This is a genomic window from bacterium, from assembly GCA_017744355.1.
In the GTDB taxonomy this organism is placed as follows: Bacteria; Cyanobacteriota; Sericytochromatia; order S15B-MN24; family UBA4093; genus JAGIBK01.
This window is the reverse complement of sequence record JAGIBK010000008.1, coordinates 63,675-80,518: the sequence shown is the minus strand read 5'-3', so window position 1 is coordinate 80,518 and position 16,844 is coordinate 63,675. Positions and strand designations below refer to the sequence as shown.

Below are 16,844 nucleotides of genomic sequence, written 5' to 3'. Positions count from 1 at the left end.
TTCGCCATAACCGCTTGCAAACTCACAAGGCTTCGTCTATAGTGAAAGACGTTGCGACGGCGCGCCGCTTTCGGCACCGCGCCCCGTCTCAAACTGGCACCTTTAGCTCAGTTGGTAGAGCAGCTGACTCTTAATCAGCGGGTCCTGGGTTCGAGCCCCAGAGGGTGCACTCTTTTTTTTACAGGCTCCCGATCGACAACGGGAAGGCCTGTCCGAGGGGAGATGCCTGAGTGGTTGAAAGGGCATTCCTGGAAAGAATGTAGGCTGCGTCAAGCGGTCTCGGGGGTTCGAATCCCCCTCTCCCCGCTCCATAATCCAACCCAACTGAATCCACGGAGGCTTCATGAGCAAGACGGCCACCCTCCCCCCGCAGGTCCTGGAAGTCCGCGCCCAGATCGCGGAAGCGGCTGCCTACCTGCGCTCTCGCACGCCTATCCAGCCCAAGGTCGGCCTGATCCTCGGCTCGGGGCTCGGCACCCTGGTCTCTGAGATCGAAGGCGCCGAGGTCATCCCCTACGCCGAGATCCCCCACTTCCCGACCTCGACCGCGCCCGGCCACGCCGGCAACCTGGTCTTCGGCATGCTGGGCGGCCAGAGCGTGGTGGCCATGCAGGGTCGCTTCCACACCTACGAGGGCTACACCCCCCAGCAGGTGACCTTCCCCGTGCGGGTCATGCAGGCCATGGGCGTCGAGACCCTGGTCGTCACCTGCGCCACCGGCGGCCTCAACAAACAGTTCCAGGCCGGCGATCTGATGCTCATCAAGGACCACCTCAACCTGACGGGCAACAACCCCTTGATCGGTCCCAACGACCCCGAGGTCGGCCCCCGCTTCCCGGTCATGTTCGACGCCTACCGCCCCGACCTGCGCGCGATCGCCCACGATATCGCCAAGCAGCAGGGCATCACCCTGCACGAGGGCGTCTACGCGGGCATCACGGGCCCCGCCTTCTTCACCCCGGCCGAGCTCGGCCACCTGGTGACAATCGGCGCCGATTCGATCGGCATGTCGACCGTCTTCGAGACGATCGTCGCCGTCCACTGCGGCCTCAAGGTCCTGGGCCTCGGCATGATCTCGGACATGGCCCTGCCCGACGGCGACCACCACGCCACCGAGCAGGAAGTCCTCGACGTCGTCGCCAAGAGCGCCGGCAAGGCCAAGGCGCTGGTCCGCGACCTCGTCGCCAAGCTCTAACACTCCAACTTCGAAGCGGGCGGCCCTCATCGGGCCGCCCGCTTCGTGTTTTCAGTGCTTGGCTTGAGGCTTGCCCCAGGCGATCCGCGCGAAGACCTGGCCGGGGGTGTAGTCGGTCTCCACTTCGGTGCCGTGGAAGGCCTTCTTGAGGCTGCCCGCGATGCGGTGCGCCAGGAACGGGTTGACCGTGTCCACCTGGATCTCGGCGCCGCGATCGATCAGGCGCCCGATGCGCTCGTGGGGGTTCTTGACCCGGGCCCGGGCTTCCTCGTTGTAAACGGTGTTGAGGATCTGCTCCCGGTAGCGCTCGAGGCCCGCCATGCGCATGCGCAACTCGCCGTAGAAGTCCCCGCGCTCGATGGCGCGGCAGCTCGGACAGGTGATGCCCTCGACCTCCGGGTTGATCGAGAGGCGATGGTACTCCGCCTCGTCCAGGTGCCACTGCTTGGGCCGGTAGATCGCATGGCAACTGACGCAGTAGGCCACGTCCCCCTTGATGTCCGGGGCGGCGTTGGCCTGGTGGGGCACGTCGGGGCGGAACTGGTCGATCGCGCGCCCGACGACCTTGCGCCGCGCGTCGCGCCCCCCGTGGGTGCTCAGCGTCCCGCCGATGCCCGAGGCCTTGGTCGGTCCCTTCATATGGTGCCTCCCCTGTAAAGGATCAGTGCGCGGGCATCGTAGCACAGGCCGCAAGACGATCCGAGAAGCGGGAAAGGCTTAGAAGGCCTAGAAGGTCTGGACGATGGTGATGTCTGGGTGCTTCTTGAGATCCAGCTCGTAGGGCCGGCGCCGCTCCTTGCCATCGGGGTCCATGGTGACGCGGATGGTCGGGCGCATGGGCAGCCCCCGGTCGATGGAGACCACGAGGCCCTCCTCGGCGGTACTGAGTTTGACCGCAGCCTCGAGGGGGAAGGGAACGAGCAGCTTGAGGAACTCGACGACCAGGGCGTGGTTGAAGTGGGAGCCCCCCGCGGCCATCAGGTACTCCATCGCCTGGTGCGGCGGGGTGGGGCGACCCGCGCTCAGGTCGTGGATCAGGTTGTCGTAGGTGTTGGCGATCGCCGCGATCTGGCCGAAGAGGTGGATCTCATCGCCCTTGAGGGCCTTGGGAAAGCCCGAGCCGTCCCAGCGCTCGTGATGCTGCAGGACGACGATCCGCGACGGGCTTGAGAGGGTCTTGCCCAACTGCTGCACGATGTCGAAGCCGATGCGGGGATGCTGGCGATAGGTCTCGTCGACGAGTTGTTCGGCCCCTTCGTGCAGCTCGGCGCACTCGCCCGGCATGGCGGTCTTGCCGATGTCATGCAGCAAGAGGCCCATGGCCAGATCGGCGAGCTTGCCGTAGGGCAGGCCGATGCGCTCGCCGAGCGCGAGGCCCAGCACGCAGACGTTGACTGAGTGGTCGAAGGTGTAGGAGCTCAGCGTCCGCAGCTCGGCCACCTGGAGGTTGAGGTCCCGGTTGGCCTGCAGGTCGTGGAGGATGCCGACGGCCGTGTTGTAGAGGATGCGACGGCTGGTCCACTCCTGGTCGAGGCTGCGATTGGGCTCGCGGACTTGCCGGAAGACGTCACGGACGGCCGTGATGGCCTCCTGGCGGGTGCGCTCGCTGATGGGATCGCGGGCCTGCAGATCATCCGAGTGGGGATCGAGCACGTAGAGGGCTCGATAGCCCATCTTCGAGAGGGCCTCCAGGTAAGCGCCGGTCAACTCGGTGCCGCGGTGCAGCAGGACCCGCCCGTCCTCGGCGTAAAGGGTCTTGCCGAGCCGCGATCCGGCCACGAGCTGGTCGATCATCAACAGGCGCATGGAGCTCTCCTTCAACCATCCGCCCTCAGGGTAGCAGAGGCGAGGGCCCACGCCTAGCGAAAAAGCTCTTAACCCTGCCACCAACCTATCTTGACGTCGCCCGCCAGATACGATAAAGTAAGGATCATCGACAGCGGCACTGTCGCCAAGTGGTTAAGGCAAGCGGTTCATACCCGCTCATCCGCTGGTTCAAATCCAGCCAGTGCCACTCTTCACCGCCCGGAGCAATCCGGGCGGTTTTTCGTTGGCGGGGTCGCCCCAATTCAAAAAAGGGGCTGCCCCAGTGGGGCAGCCCCTTTCGATTCATCGCCCTGCGCTGGGTAGCGAGAGGGCCCCGATGCGGCGTTCGAGGCGCTGCTCCTGCTCGCCCAGCTTGAAAAAGGCCACGGCCTCCTGCAGGCTTTGTGCTTGGCTATTGAGATCATCCGCGGCCCGCGCCACCTGCTCGGTGGCGATCGCCGCCTCCTGCGAGCTCTTGCTCAGGCTGTCCACGGCGATGACCACCTGACCCGCCCCCTGGCGCTGCTCGCTGGTCGCGTAGGTGACGGTCTTGGTCAGCTGATCCATCTCGCCGACCGCCCCGGTCACCTGGTGGTTGATGCCTGCCATCTGCTCGGCAGCGGCCACGATCTGCTGGCTGGCGCGCGCCTGCTCGCTGGTTGCGGCCGAGACCTCGCTCAAGAGGACCGTGACCTGCTCGGAGGCCTCCTTGATCCGGGAAAGGGCCTCGCCGGTGTGGTTGGCGAGCTGGGCCCCTTCCGCCACCTTGGCCGAGCCCTGCTGGGTGACCCCGACGGCCTGGGCGGTCTCCTGCTGGATGCCCTTGATCAAGGCCCCGATCTCGCCGGTCGCCTTGGCCGAGCGCTCGGCGAGCTTGCGGACCTCGTCGGCGACCACCGCGAAGCCTCGACCGGCCTCGCCCGCGCGGGCGGCCTCGATGGCGGCGTTGAGCGCGAGGAGGTTGGTCTGCTCGGCGATGTCGTCGATCACCTCGATGATCGCCCCGATCTCGCCCGAGCGCTGATCGAGCACCTGGATCGTCGAGAGGATCCCCCCCATGGTCTCCGAGATGGCCTGCATCCCCGCAATCGTCTTGACGACCGCCGCTTCGCCGGCGTTTGCGGCCTGGGCCGCCTGCTCGGAGACCTGGCTGGCGTGCGCCACGTTGCCCGCCACCTGCTGGATGCTCGCCGCCATCTCGGCGACCGAGCTCGAGGTCTGGGTGACCGCGGCCGCCAGCTCGTCCGATTGGCCCCGGATGAGGCCCACCTTGTTGCCGAGGGTCTGGACGCTCGCATCCACGGACTGGAGGTTCGCGGCCATCTCTTCCATGGCCGCCGAGGTCTCCTCGGCGCTCGACGCCTGGATCGCCGTCGTCTTCGAGAGCTCGGCACTCGAGCTGCCGACCTGCTCGGCCCCCGCCCCGACCGAGTCGGCCGCGGCGCGCACCTGGCCCACCACCTGGCGGAGGCTCGCGATCATGTGGGCGATCGCGTTGCCGAACTGGTCGCGCTCGCTCTTGGGCGTCACGGCCCGGGCCAGATCCCCCCGGCTCATGGCCTCGGCCACCCCCGCCACCTCCTTGAGGTAGACGAGCATCTGGCGGAAGCTCCGGGCCATGTCGCCGAGCTCGTCCTGGCTCTTGACCTCGACGACCTGATCCAGCTCGCCCTTGGCGATCCCCTCGGCGGCCGTCGCGACCGTCTGGAGGCCCTGGGAGATGCCCCGGGAGAGGTAGAGGGCGATCGCCACCCCGAGGGCGATGGCGACGAGCAGCAGCGCGAGGACCATGACGCGGGCTTGCTCGTAGCTCTGCCGGCCCGTCTCGCTGGCGCCCTTGGCGATCCCTTCCTTCTGATGCGCCAGCTCGGTCATCGCATGATCGATCCGATCGGCGATCGCCCGCGCCTTGCGACCGACCTCGAGGGCCTTGGTCTTCTCGTTTTGGCGCGCGAAGGTCGCGATCTGATCCTGGTAAGGTGCAAGCTCGCGGAGGTCGTCACGAATGCCCGCGATGCGCCGCTTGGAATCCTCCAGCCGAACGAGGCCCTCGTACTGCGTCAGGTAATCCTGCACCTTGGTGTAGTACTTCTGCATGTTGGCGAGATGATGCTCGACCTCGGCCGGATCGGTGTACAGAATGGCGTTCTTCTCGGCGCGACCACGGTAGATGAGGTTGAGGTTCGCCTCCTTGATAACGGAGATGCCATGCACCTCTTTCTCGTACATGTCCTCTAAGAGGCCGTTGACCGCCCCCAGCTTCGCGAGCGAGAAGAGGCCGACGATCCCCATGAGCAAGAGGACCGCCCCGAAGCCAAGCAGCAGCTTCGCCCCGATTCGTAGTTTCATGACACCTCCTAAAGTAGCTGTAACGGTTGGCTATGACGCCACCCAGCACATGCAACTAAATTCATCTGTTGGTGATTGAGATAAAAACATCGCGATGTCTGGATGCTATCTCAAAAGTTCCCGAAACAACCGAGTTTTTTACATTAATTCATGAAGAACTACATATTAATTCATGAATAAAATTGCTTCATGGACTTATTTTCGTCAATCAATCGGATGCTATTTGGCTCCTGGTCGCCCCTCGCAAGGAAAACAAACGGTTTATTGCCTTGAAACAATCCAGGGGAGGCACCGCTGGCGATTTAGTGCGAGAATAAAGCCGACCTGAAACCGAACTAAAGCCGCACGGCGCTCGCCTTCCCGGTGGATTCGCCCTTCCGATGGTTCGAGAAAGCCCATGACGCCCCCCGAGTCGCTTCTTTCCAGTATCCTCTCCATGAGCGCCCGCCACGGCTTCTTCCCGCCCGCCGCGCGCATCCTCGTCGGCTGCTCGGGCGGAGCCGACTCGCTCGCCCTCACCCACGCCCTGTGGAGCCTGGCGCCGGAGCGAGGCTGGCACATCGAGGCCGCCTACATCCACCACGGCCTGCGCGCGGCGGCGGACGCCGAGGCCGAGCAGCTGACCCACCTCATGGCCCGCTGGGGCCTCCAATTCCGGATCGCGCGAGTCGAAGCCCGTCCAAGCCCGGGTCAGAGCCCCGAAGAGGCCGCCCGCGACGCCCGCTACGCCGCGCTCAATGCGCTGGCCGAGACGAGCAACGCGACCCACTTGGCGCTGGGGCATCACGCCGACGACCAGCTCGAAACCGTCCTCATGCGCCTGACCAAGGGCTCTGCCCTGCCGGGCTTGCTGGGCATTCCGGCGACACGCCCACAGCACGAGGGGCCCCGGATCGTACGCCCCTTGCTGGGCGTCGCGCGCGCCACCATCGAGGCCTATCTCGAAAGCCACGGGCTCGCGTGGTTCGAGGACGAGAGCAACCGTGACGCCGCCATCCCTCGCAACCGGCTGCGTCACGAGGTAACCCCGGCGCTGCGGACGCTCAACCCCTCCATTCACCGCACCCTGGGGGCGAACCTCGCCGTGCTCGCCGACGAGGACGACTATTTACGACATCAGGCCCGCGAAGCGATCCGGCCGCTCTTGCGGCACCAGGCCCCCGGCCTGATCGGCCTGGAGGAAGCCGGCCTTACGGCCCTGCACCCGGCGCTCCAGCGCCGCATCCTGGCCCAGGCCTACGCCCACGTGCAGGGCACCCACCGCGGCCTGAGCGCCCTGCGCCTGGAGCGGATCCGCGAGGCGGGCGAAGGGGTAGACGTGGGCGACGGGCTGCGCGCCGAGGCGCGACACGGGCTACTGCTCCTGTACCGGGCGATCGAAGCGCCCGCCCCGGTGCCGGCGCGCCCGGGTGAAACGATCGAGCTTGCGGGCGCCCTGCTCAGCTTGAAGCTGGCCGCCGAGAGCCCCCAGTCCCTCGGCCCGGAAGAGGCCTTCGATGCTGATCGCCTGCCCACCGACCTGGTATGGCGCCTCGCACGACCCGACACCGATCGCTTCACCCCCTGGGGCCGTGGGACCTCGCGTCCCCTCGCTCAGTTTCTCTCCAAGCAGCGGGTGGCACGTCCGCTCATGGAGCGCCAACTCGTACTCGCCACCGGTAACGACGTGCTCTGGATCGTGGGAGTGAGGCGAGGGGCCCAGGCTCCGATCGGTCCGGCGACGCAGCAGGTCGTGAAGGCGATTCGCGAGAGGCAAGCGTGGTTTGACAATGCCTGGGGCGACCCATACCATGAAGCGGACTTATGAGGAGGCAGCGCTCACTTTGAACAAAGTTTGGAAAAGCAGCGGTATTTACATCCTGTTGGTGCTCGTCGCCATCGCCTTTTTCACCTCGCTCTGGAATAAACCACCCAGCAAGGTCGACAAGGTTTCTTACTCGACCTTCCTGACGCAGGTCGAGAAGGGCGAGATCAAGAAGGTCACCATCTCGAAATCGAGCGGGGTCATCGACGCCGAGCCCAAGGAGGGCGATCGCCTCGCCCGGACCGTGGCGCCCGAGAACGATCCCCGACTCTACGACCTGCTGAGCAAGCAGGGTGTCGAGTACGAGGTCAAGGCCCCCGACCAGTCCAGCTGGTGGGTGTCGCTGCTCTCGACCATCCTGGTGCCGGTGCTGATCATCGTCGGCCTCTGGATCTTCATGCTGCGCCAGGCGCAGAGCGGATCCAACCAGGCCATGAGCTTCGGCAAGAGCCGCGCCAAGATGATGGTCGAGAACAAGCCCCGCGTCACCTTCGCGGACGTGGCGGGTATCGACGAGGCCAAGTCCGAGCTCCAGGAGATCGTCGACTTCCTCAAGAGCCCCGAGAAGTTCCAGGCCCTCGGCGCCCGGATCCCCAAGGGCGTGCTCTTGGTCGGCTCGCCGGGTACCGGTAAGACCCTGCTCGCCAAGGCGATCGCAGGCGAGGCCGGCACTCCCTTCTTCTCCATCTCGGGTTCGGACTTCGTCGAGATGTTCGTCGGCGTCGGCGCGAGCCGCGTCCGCGACCTCTTCGAGCAGGCCAAGAAGCACTCCCCCTGCATCGTCTTCGTGGACGAAATCGACGCGGTCGGCCGCCAGCGCGGCGCGGGCCTCGGCGGCGGCCACGACGAGCGCGAGCAGACCCTCAACCAGTTGCTGGTCGAGATGGACGGCTTCGAGCCCAACCAGAGCGTCATCGTCATCGCCGCGACCAACCGTCCCGACATCCTGGACACCGCGCTGACCCGTCCCGGTCGCTTCGACCGCCAGGTCATCGTCGACACCCCGGACGTCAACGGCCGCGAGCAGATCCTCAAGGTCCACGTCAAGAACAAGCCCCTGGCCGAGGACATCAACCTGGGAACGCTGGCCAAGCGCATCCCCGGCTTCTCGGGCGCGGACATCATGAACATGTGCAACGAGGCGGCCCTCATCGCCGCCCGCCACAACCGCAAAGAGATTGCCATGGCCGACTTCGACGAGGCCATCGACAAGGTCTACGCGGGTCCCGAGCGCAAGAGCCGGATCATCTCCGACGAGGAGAAGGAAATCATCGCGTACCACGAGGTCGGCCACGCCCTGGTCGCGCGCCTCATCCCCGAGTCGGACACGGTTCACAAGATCACCATCGTCAGCCGCGGCCGGGCCCTGGGCCTGACCTGGCACCTCCCCGAGGACCGGGTGCTCCTGAGCCAGTCCAAGATCGAGGCGATGATCACGGGCCTCTTGGGCGGCCGTGCCGCCGAGGCGCTGGTCTTCGGCGATGTGACCACCGGCGCCGGCAACGACATCGAGCGCGCCACGGGCCTCGCCCGCAAGATGGTCACCGAGTGGGGCATGAGCGACGTGGTCGGGCCTCTGGCCTTCGGCAAGCACAACGAGCATGTCTTCCTGGGCCGCGACTTCGGCGGCGACAAGGACTACTCGGACCAGGTGGCGAGCCTCATCGACCAGGAGGTCAAGCGCATCGTCGAGGACGCGTTCATGAAGGCCAAGCGCCTCTTGAGCGAGAACCACGACAAGATGGTGCTCATCGCCAAGGAGCTCATCAAGAAGGAGACCCTGGACTCCGAGCAGTTCGAGTCCCTCTTCACCGGCGGCTCGTCGAACGAGCCCGAACCCGCGCTGGCGTAAGCCATCCACCCAGCAGAAAGGCCGCACCCCTTGGGGGTGCGGCCTTTCGCATGGAACCTCACGGCAAGATGGAGATGTTGGCGTCCTTCGCCATTTCGAGGAGCGCCTCCTTCGAGGCCTCCGCGCGCAGGGGCTTGATGGCCTCCGCCGCGGTGCGTGGATCGATCCCTCCGTAGACGATGCCCTCGATCAGGTGGCTGGCCTCCTTGGGATCCAGGCCCTCCTTCACGATGCGGTTGACCGTCAGGTGCGGCACGTCGAAGTAGGTGAAGCGCTGGCTCTCGAACTTCGACTTGGCGTTCAGCATGTTCTTGGCATAGAAGTTGTGGTTGCCATCCGAATAGAGGACCTTGCCCGCGAGCTCGGCCTCCTTGTAGCGGACCATGGTGTCGCCGTACTTGGCGATGTCCTTGGCGTACTTCTTGTTGCCGCCCACCGTGACGTAGAGGGGGTTGTCGCCGTGAAGGCCGAGACGCAGGTCCGCGAAGTGGCGCCCGGCGACGTAGCCGACGCCCTTGCTCTCGATCTGCTCCTTGATCGGGAAGTCGTAGAGCGAGCGAATGCGGCCTTCCTTGATGGCGGTCGTCAGGGCGCTGTTGGGGTAGTTAGCGGCGATGAACATGTCCTTGCGGACCTTCTCGTAGATCGCCTTGTACTTCTGCTCGGCCACCGTGCGGTTCCCGAACTTCTCGGTGAGGACCTGGATGGTCTCCTCCTTGTAGCGGGCGGCGTTGGCACGGCTCGTGGCGAAGGCTTCCGCGACCCGAGGATGGAGCTTCTGGACAGGCTGGAGGCCTACGCGACGGATGTCGTCGGCGTGCTGGGAGGCGTAGGAGCCGAGGGCTTCTTCCACGCCCGAGAGGCCGCGCTCCTTGGCGAGCGAATCGTAGAAGCCGAGCATGTCGTCGCGGAGGTTCTGCTTGCGATTCAGGGCCGACTGCATGAACTCGTCGACGGTCTTCATGGTGGGGATCGGCCCCGCCTGAGCGTAGCGCGTCTCGGCGTAGGGGCGAAGCAGCTTCACGAACTCGTCATCCGCCAGGGCCTCGACCTTGGCGACCTGGTCCAGGCCCTTCTGGAAGTTCAGGTCGATCTTGCCCGAGACGTAGCCGTCCCACATCTCGTTGAAGATGGGCTTCTTGGCGTTCGGCTGGTAAAGGCGATCGAGGGAGTCCTCGGGGAAGAAGCGGTACATCTGGCCGAGATCGATGGTCTCGACCCCGCCGCCCTTGCGGACCAGGAAGTTCTCGACCTTGCCGTCGTGGTCCGAGATGAGCCAGCGGCCCACGTGCGACTCGGTCAGCTCGTCGAGCTGCTGGCGCGAGAGCTTGGTGGCATCACTCGGCAGCTTCTGGCCCGAGTGGTCGACCAGCTTCTGGATGGTTCCGAACTGGGGACGACCATCCATCACCTGGGTCGTCAGGTGGACCTGCGGAGTGGAGATGCCGACCGCACGCAGGATGTCGCCACCGGCCTTATCCCCGAGCGCCCGGTACTCTTCGCCCTTGGGCACGGCCTTGAACATCCAGCGCTGGCCGGCCGCATCCTCCATGACCTGCTTGGAAAGGTGTCCGCCCTTGAGGCCACCCTGCTCGGCGGCGACCTTGAAGGCCAGGTTGGCGATCTCGGGATCGGCCTTGACCTGGGCGAGCTTGCGCGCGGTGTTCGAGACCGAGAGGACCTCGTCGGCGAAGCCCTTGGCTACTTTCTCGGCGCCTTCCTTGCCCACCTTCTCGGCCCCCTCACGGGCGACCTTGGTGGTCAGGTTCTCGGCCTTTTGGCGCACGAGCGACTGCAGCCGCTCCATTCCTTCGCGCATGAGCTTCATGGGAACCTCCCTGGGCGGGCTAAACGGTCAAGCCAGCGTCATGAGAGGTTATACCCACAGGACAAGCGGACGATCAGTCCATTATTGCGGAAAGCGACTTATGCGGGGAGCGAACGCGCTGATAGAGGTGGTCATCCACCAAGGCGCCTTCGATCCAGGCGATCGCAAGGCAATGGGCCGGCCATCCTTGGTTCATCGAGCCTTCGGGGCGATCGCATGGTGCCTTCGGCGCCAAAGTGACTACTCCCAGATCGCGGCAGGGGTGGGCAGGAAGCGCAAGATCATCCTGCAGAGGGGCGTCCGCTCTCTCGCCGGCAAGTCACTTTCATGCTCCCCGCCACCTGACCTCGCTAAGGTGGCTGCGTTCAACCTACCCTGCGTAACTCTTGAAATATTATGATTATGGTTTTTGTTTTTTAGGATGGCATAGTACAATATAATTGTATTGGAAATTGCAACTAAATCAACAGAGAGGAAAAAATGAATAAATTATTATTAATGTCAATTATTACCATTATTACAACATCTTGTTATCAAGCAAATACCATTGAAACTATTCAAACTAGCAAGCCAGAAAATAACAAGCAATATGCAACCTTAGCCATAGGAGACACTACAGGAGACAATACAGAGACTTATAATACTAGCGAATATCCGCAATATATTACACAAAGAAGCGATAATGGCTATATATATATCTCATGCAAAACTGATATAGGAATGTCCATTATAAGGCTAAACCCTGATGGACGTTATCCGTATTTAACTAAGGTTGCACGAGGCGTTACTAATGGTTACTTCAAGTTTGATCCCAGCGGAAATATTTGGGCGCTAGAGCAAGACTCCAACGTACTTAGAAATTTAGGCGCCCCAGGTCTTGCGAACGGCTCAGGTATTACGCTACCAGCCGTCGGCTCTAGCTTCGACATTCGACAATCAAATGGCATGATTTATTTTATTAGCGAATCTGGGAACAATTATCTATATAAATATTCAAATTTAAAGCAGCTATTAAGCACAATAACAAAACCAAACCCAAGCCTGAACAGGGTATATATCGATAAAAGTAACAATGTTTGGCTATATAGCAGCACATCAAATTCAGGGATATATAAACTAACAAATAATGAACAAACCGTAACCAAATACCCTCTCGAATCAATCCTGTCTCAAAGTAGAGACAGCTACTCAACGCCAATAGCAAATGCTATTATCGTCGATGATTATGGAAACGCATGGGTTTCAGCATATAGCAAAATTGGAGCCGAGAGGTATTCATCAGTTACAAAAATATCACCTGACGGAAAAATATACACATATAAAGCAGGAAATTCGTCATTTGGAATCACTATTGACCGCAGTGGCTGTGCATGGGTGTTGAACAAATACAATGCCAATGTCACAAGACTATCCCGAAATGGATTGATCATAGGAACCTACCCGACGGGTTCAGAGCCAGTAAGCATAACTTGCGGCAGAGATGGAAACATCTTGATTGCAAACTATCTTAGTAACAGCATTAGCAAAATAAATGTCGACTATAGTCACAATACGGCAAGCCAACCAACCGTTGAATACGTTGGAAAATACTTAAATGACATAAAAACCCCAAATAATGCAACGTCAATTTTCTGGAGTCCAACTGGATTAACAATTTCCGAAAGTGGCGAAATATATACATCAGAGGTTAACCATTCTTCTGCAGATATGGACTTCCATCAGTATGTTAAAAGATGGAGTCAAAATCTATCTCAAAATATCTATACTACTGGTTCTTCATATTGGGGATACAAGGATGGCGTTGGATCTTCTGCGCTTTACAGCATGCCATATGCTATCGCACTTGATAATTCCGAAAATATATATGTTGCTGATTCAAACAACCAGCGAATTCGGAAAGTATTCCCTGATGGGACAGTTACCACAATTGCTGGCGGAGGCAATCCATTGACCTGGGGCAACTATGGACCTTCGTCGTATCAAGGTGGATTCTTAGATGGAAATGGAACAAGTGCGAGATTCAATAACCCAAAAGGAATTGCAATTGACAATAGTGGAAACATCTATGTTGCCGATACAGATAACAACAGAATCAGAAAAATCGCGCCTAATTTAGCCGTTTCAACATTTGCAGGAGACGGAACCAGGGGCCATCTAGACGGCAAAAAAGAAATTGCTAAATTTGACAGACCCACATCACTTACTATTGACAAGAATGGAAATATATTCATTGCAGAAGAAGGATTATACATTCGAGTCATCACACCTTCTGGTGAAGTATCAACTGTAGCTGGGACTGGGCTAGTAGGAAAAGCTAATGGTTTCCAGGCAAGTTTTACTAAGCCGGTTTCAATAGCAGCTGACAGCATTGGAAACCTGTATGTGGCAGACAATGCAATAACTACGGATTGGGATGCAACTATTAGAAAGATTTATCCGGATGGATTCGTAAGCACGATAGCAGGAAGAGGAAATGGCATTTATGACCAGAATTGGGGAAGTAGTCCCGTTACTCTACATAGCACATTAGCAGTTGCAGTTGATAAAACAGATACCCCATATTTCACTACAAAGAACCATTTATTCAAAATAGTTCCCAGATAGCTCGAAAAAATAAATGAATAAGGGGGCAGGCTGATTTTACTAATAACCAGCCCGCCCCCCATGCGTGTCTCCTTAACAGGTGCTGAAAAACTCAGACCATGGCCTGGACGCTTGCTACGCGGTGGCATGAAGCAGAAACGGCAGCGGATCTGCTCGTGAGGGTGGGATGAAAGGGTACGATCTTCAGCAAGGGGCCATGTTCAGCTTGTTGTCGCCTTGACCTGCTCCCACGAGAATGGACAACTTGAAAAGTGAGTCTGCACGGGTACGTGATCCGAGGAGGACACCCCATGCGGAAAAGTCGTTTCACAGAAGAGCAAATCATTGGCCTCCTCAAAGAGGTCGAACGTGGCATCAAGACAGCCGACATCTGCCGCCAGCAGGGCATTACCGAGCAGACCTTCTACCGTTGGAAGGCGAAATACGGCGGTATGGAAATCGGTGAGGCACAGCGGTTGCGAGCCCTCGAAGAGGAAAACCGCCATCTCAAGCGGATCGTTGCGGACCAAGCCCTGGATATTGTGGCCCTTAAGGACGTGCTTGGAAAAAAGTGGTAGGGCGCAAACCAAGCGAGAGATGGTCAAGCATATAGCACGCGCCCACCGTCTCAGCAAAAGCAAGGCTTGCGGCCTGGTTGGGTTGGCCCGCTCGGTGTTCTATCAGCGCGCAAAAAAGCGCGACGATGGCGCCGTGCGTGAAAAGCTCAAGGAGTTTGTGGCGCAACGCCCACGCTTCGGCTATCGGCGCCTTCACACTCTGCTCAAGCGCGAGGGCTTCATCCTCAACCACAAGCGCGTGCTCAGGATCTACCGAGAGGAAGGGCTTGCCGTCAGGCGAAAGCGCAGGAAGAAGCTAGTGGCTGGCGCGCGGGTCATCCCGGACGCCCCGCAGCGGGCCAATGAACGCTGGAGCATGGACTTCACGCTCGACGCGCTCTGGTCCGGGCAGCGTTTCCGCACGTTGAACATCGTAGACGACTACACCCGCGAATGCTTGGCCATCGAAGTCGACACTTCGTTGCCCGGGCTTCGCGTCGTACGCGTTCTAGAGTGCTTGGCCGAGATGCGCGGACTGCCCAAGGTCATCACCGTGGACAACGGCCCGGAGTTCGCAGGACGGACACTGGACGCCTGGGCAGACGCTCGAGGAGTGACGCTCCACTTTATCCGGCCTGGTAAGCCCGTGGAGAATGCTTACATCGAGAGCTTCAACGGGAAGTTCCGGGACGAGTGTCTCAACGAAAACCTGTTCACCAGCCTCTTCGAGGCCCGGCATCGCATCGAGCTTTGGCGGCTCGACTACAACCGGGTTCGACCCCACAGTTCACTCGGCGGCGAAACACCCGAACGCTTCGCTGCTCAGGTCGGTTTGGAGGACCGGCCCATCGCCTGAAATACGCTACCCCCGCCCGCTGGACTCACAAAACGAGCAGCCTATGGTTGGAGGCAGATCACATCAACTCGCCATCGATCCGTGCGATCGCCTATCGCTTCCAGGAGTAGCTCACACTACCGTTAATCGTGTTCTTCAGGGTCAAGAAGCCGTCCGCATTCTGATGATAGATGCGGAAGACAGGGCGATCGATATCGAGCTCTGCCCGAGCACCAACCGTGACCGCGATCCGCGTGTCATTGTCCGCTGTCGTGATGTTGGCTCCCAGGTTCCGTCCCATCCGCATGATCAAGGGCAATCCCTCAGGGGCGATGGATCCAGGGTAAGTCGTATTGCTAGTGGGTGAGATGCTGAAGGTCGCAGCATCGTCCGGCGCGCTGAGATCCGGCTGGTAGCTACGAGACGCGACGAAGGTGCCACCCGCCACATTGGCCCCCCGGTACAGCGTGAGCCAGAGAGCCCCGACAGTCACAGGATCAGCCGTCACTCCAAGGGCAAATGCCGTTGTCGCCGCCAAGTTTGAGGTGTCATGGAGATACGAGAGCGCTCGGATCCGGGTGTTGTTGAAGAGCGTGAATGAAGCCGCAGTCCCGCCAGCCGTAGGCGTGACCGCCCCCTGGGTAAAGGTAGATTCCCAAATACCGTCGTTGTTGGCGTCTGTGGGCGTCGTGAGACGCCCGATGGTCGAACCAGGAATGAAGGCCACAGGAGTATGCGTCGAGGCATCAGGATTCGGAAGCAGTTGGGTCTGGACAGGCTCCATCAGGGGCCTCCACACGAAGCCGTCCATCAGGCGGGTGCCGAAATCGGCACCCGTGACGAGGTTGCCGTACTGATCACGCAAGGTAATGTAGACGGTATCGGTCTCGCCCGTTCGGCGCGGCAGGCGCGAGGTCCCATCATCAGACCCGATGCGCACCGTCGCAGAGCTCACGACCTTCGGATGAACATGGACCTTGGCCAGCGAGACGCTCCCGTTGCTGGCGCCAATCTTGCTCACCATCTCGCCGCGCGAGAGGTAGTAGTTGACCATCCCGCCCGTTGAGCGAGTGGGGGTGAAGGTCACGCTCGTGCTGCTATTGATGGTCAGAGGATAGAAGTCATAGTTTGCGACCTTGGTCAGGTCGAGGAAGTCGCTGGTCGCCGAGGGGTTGGAGGTCCGGACCACCACGACGCGGTCGCCAGCTTGAACATCCTTCACTGGGAGGGTGATGTTCGTTCCCGCATCCGTGTGACGCGTGGTGTTGAGCAGGGCCGAATCGAAGGTCGGAGGTTGGGAGACCTGCACCGGCAGGCTCGTCACGTTGCCGGCAACGACGCTGCCGCTCGCCGCTCCGACTCCGTACCCCGCGTGAACGTCAGAGGCGTCGTTGAGCTCGGATCCTCCGTCGTTGTTCTCGTAGAAGGAGAGGACCGCGGGGGCGTTCGCGGTGCCGCCAAGATCCGTGCTTTTGAAGACCAGGACGCTGGTCGCATCAGGCCCACTGAGCGTGCCGCTGACAGCCGTCACCCGGGTGGGGCCGCCGTCCAGATCGAAGGTACTGGGCTTGCCCTCGACGGGCACGAGGCGCTCGTTCTCGCCGATGAGCTGGCGGTAGGTGGTGCGCACGGTGATCCAGGCGGTGCCGGGGGCGACGTTCTGGAAGAGGACGTTGGTCGAGCCGCCCGCGGCCCCCTTCTCGGGGTTCCGGCAGACCACGTAGGCCTGGTGACGGCCGAGGCTATCGACCAGCAGGACCTCGAGGGCGTTGATGTACCCGCTGCTGTACTGGTACTGGACGCCCCGGTCCTGAAGCTTCGGAAGGGTCACGGGCACCGCGAGGCTGCCGGCAGCCGTCACGCCGGGCGCGTCCGGAGTGTTCGGCGCGAGGCCCGCGCGCGGCGCGCAGGCGAGCGTGCCGGTGAGGGTGAGGGCCAAGAGCGTGCCCGCTGCCAGGCGTACCGATTGCTTCCGATTCATTCCGAACGTTCTCCCTGAAATAAGGAACTTGATGAGATCCCCCCACCCCCGACC

10 protein-coding genes and 3 tRNA genes are annotated in these 16,844 nt (G+C 61.1%); 8 read left to right on the top strand and 5 right to left on the bottom strand.

Translation table 11 applies throughout. The annotated features are described in order from the left end of the window. The first annotated feature begins 96 nt into the window (after nt 1-96). The 3 genes from J7643_17725 (at nt 97) to J7643_17715 (ending at nt 1,195) form a co-directional block, all read left to right on the top strand. Nucleotides 97-169: transfer RNA gene (locus J7643_17725), tRNA-Lys, on the top strand. A gap of 47 nt (nt 170-216) precedes the next feature. Next, a tRNA-Ser gene (locus tag J7643_17720) sits at nt 217-306 on the top strand. Nucleotides 307-343: 37 nt separating this feature from the next. Further along, nucleotides 344-1,195, top strand: a complete 852-nt coding sequence (locus J7643_17715) for a purine-nucleoside phosphorylase (protein MBO9542432.1) — start codon at nt 344-346, stop codon at nt 1,193-1,195. A gap of 51 nt (nt 1,196-1,246) precedes the next feature. On the opposite strand, the gene J7643_17710 is transcribed toward J7643_17715, so the two are convergent. Both J7643_17710 and J7643_17705 read right to left on the bottom strand, forming a co-directional pair. Beyond that, nucleotides 1,247-1,834 carry a hypothetical protein gene (locus tag J7643_17710; protein ID MBO9542431.1) on the bottom strand — a complete coding sequence of 196 codons (588 nt, stop codon included), beginning with the start codon at nt 1,832-1,834 and terminating at the stop codon, nt 1,247-1,249. A gap of 87 nt (nt 1,835-1,921) precedes the next feature. Continuing rightward, nucleotides 1,922-3,001, bottom strand: coding sequence for an HD domain-containing protein (locus tag J7643_17705; protein MBO9542430.1), 1,080 nt, complete (start codon nt 2,999-3,001; stop codon nt 1,922-1,924). Between the two features lie 135 nt (nt 3,002-3,136). On the opposite strand from J7643_17705, the gene J7643_17700 reads away from it, so the two are divergent. After that, a tRNA-Ile gene (locus tag J7643_17700) sits at nt 3,137-3,209 on the top strand. A 95-nt stretch (nt 3,210-3,304) separates the two neighbouring features. Here J7643_17700 and J7643_17695 read toward each other — a convergent pair. After that, nucleotides 3,305-5,350 (bottom strand): MCP four helix bundle domain-containing protein, encoded by a 2,046-nt coding sequence (locus J7643_17695; protein MBO9542429.1) that lies wholly within the window; start codon nt 5,348-5,350, stop codon nt 3,305-3,307. Between the two features lie 397 nt (nt 5,351-5,747). Between J7643_17695 and tilS the strand changes: the two genes are divergently transcribed. Both tilS and ftsH read left to right on the top strand, forming a co-directional pair. Further along, nucleotides 5,748-7,157 carry a tRNA lysidine(34) synthetase TilS gene (tilS, locus tag J7643_17690; GenBank protein MBO9542428.1) on the top strand — a complete coding sequence of 470 codons (1,410 nt, stop codon included), beginning with the start codon at nt 5,748-5,750 and terminating at the stop codon, nt 7,155-7,157. Further along, a complete protein-coding gene (gene ftsH / locus J7643_17685; protein ID MBO9542427.1) occupies nt 7,141-9,006 on the top strand; it encodes an ATP-dependent zinc metalloprotease FtsH in 1,866 nt (621 codons plus the stop codon). The genes tilS and ftsH overlap by 17 nt, the downstream gene beginning before the upstream one ends. A gap of 58 nt (nt 9,007-9,064) precedes the next feature. Here ftsH and J7643_17680 read toward each other — a convergent pair whose 3' ends face one another. Further along, on the bottom strand, nt 9,065-10,834 hold the full coding sequence (locus tag J7643_17680; GenBank protein MBO9542426.1) for a hypothetical protein: 1,770 nt from the start codon (nt 10,832-10,834) through the stop codon (nt 9,065-9,067). Between the two features lie 480 nt (nt 10,835-11,314). Here J7643_17680 and J7643_17675 point away from each other — a divergent pair, with 480 nt between their 5' ends. Together J7643_17675 and J7643_17670 are read left to right on the top strand one after the other, a co-directional pair. Further along, on the top strand, nt 11,315-13,438 hold the full coding sequence (locus J7643_17675; GenBank protein ID MBO9542425.1) for a hypothetical protein: 2,124 nt from the start codon (nt 11,315-11,317) through the stop codon (nt 13,436-13,438). A gap of 290 nt (nt 13,439-13,728) precedes the next feature. Then, nucleotides 13,729-14,830 (top strand): IS3 family transposase gene (locus tag J7643_17670; GenBank protein MBO9542424.1). Its coding sequence is split into 2 segments (ribosomal slippage): nt 13,729-13,994 and nt 13,993-14,830, totalling 1,104 coding nucleotides; the frame shifts between segments, so codons are not numbered across the junction. 91 nt (nt 14,831-14,921) lie between these two features. On the opposite strand, the gene J7643_17665 is transcribed toward J7643_17670, so the two are convergent. Then, nucleotides 14,922-16,790 carry a hypothetical protein gene (locus tag J7643_17665; protein ID MBO9542423.1) on the bottom strand — a complete coding sequence of 623 codons (1,869 nt, stop codon included), beginning with the start codon at nt 16,788-16,790 and terminating at the stop codon, nt 14,922-14,924. Nucleotides 16,791-16,844: the final 54 nt, after the last annotated feature.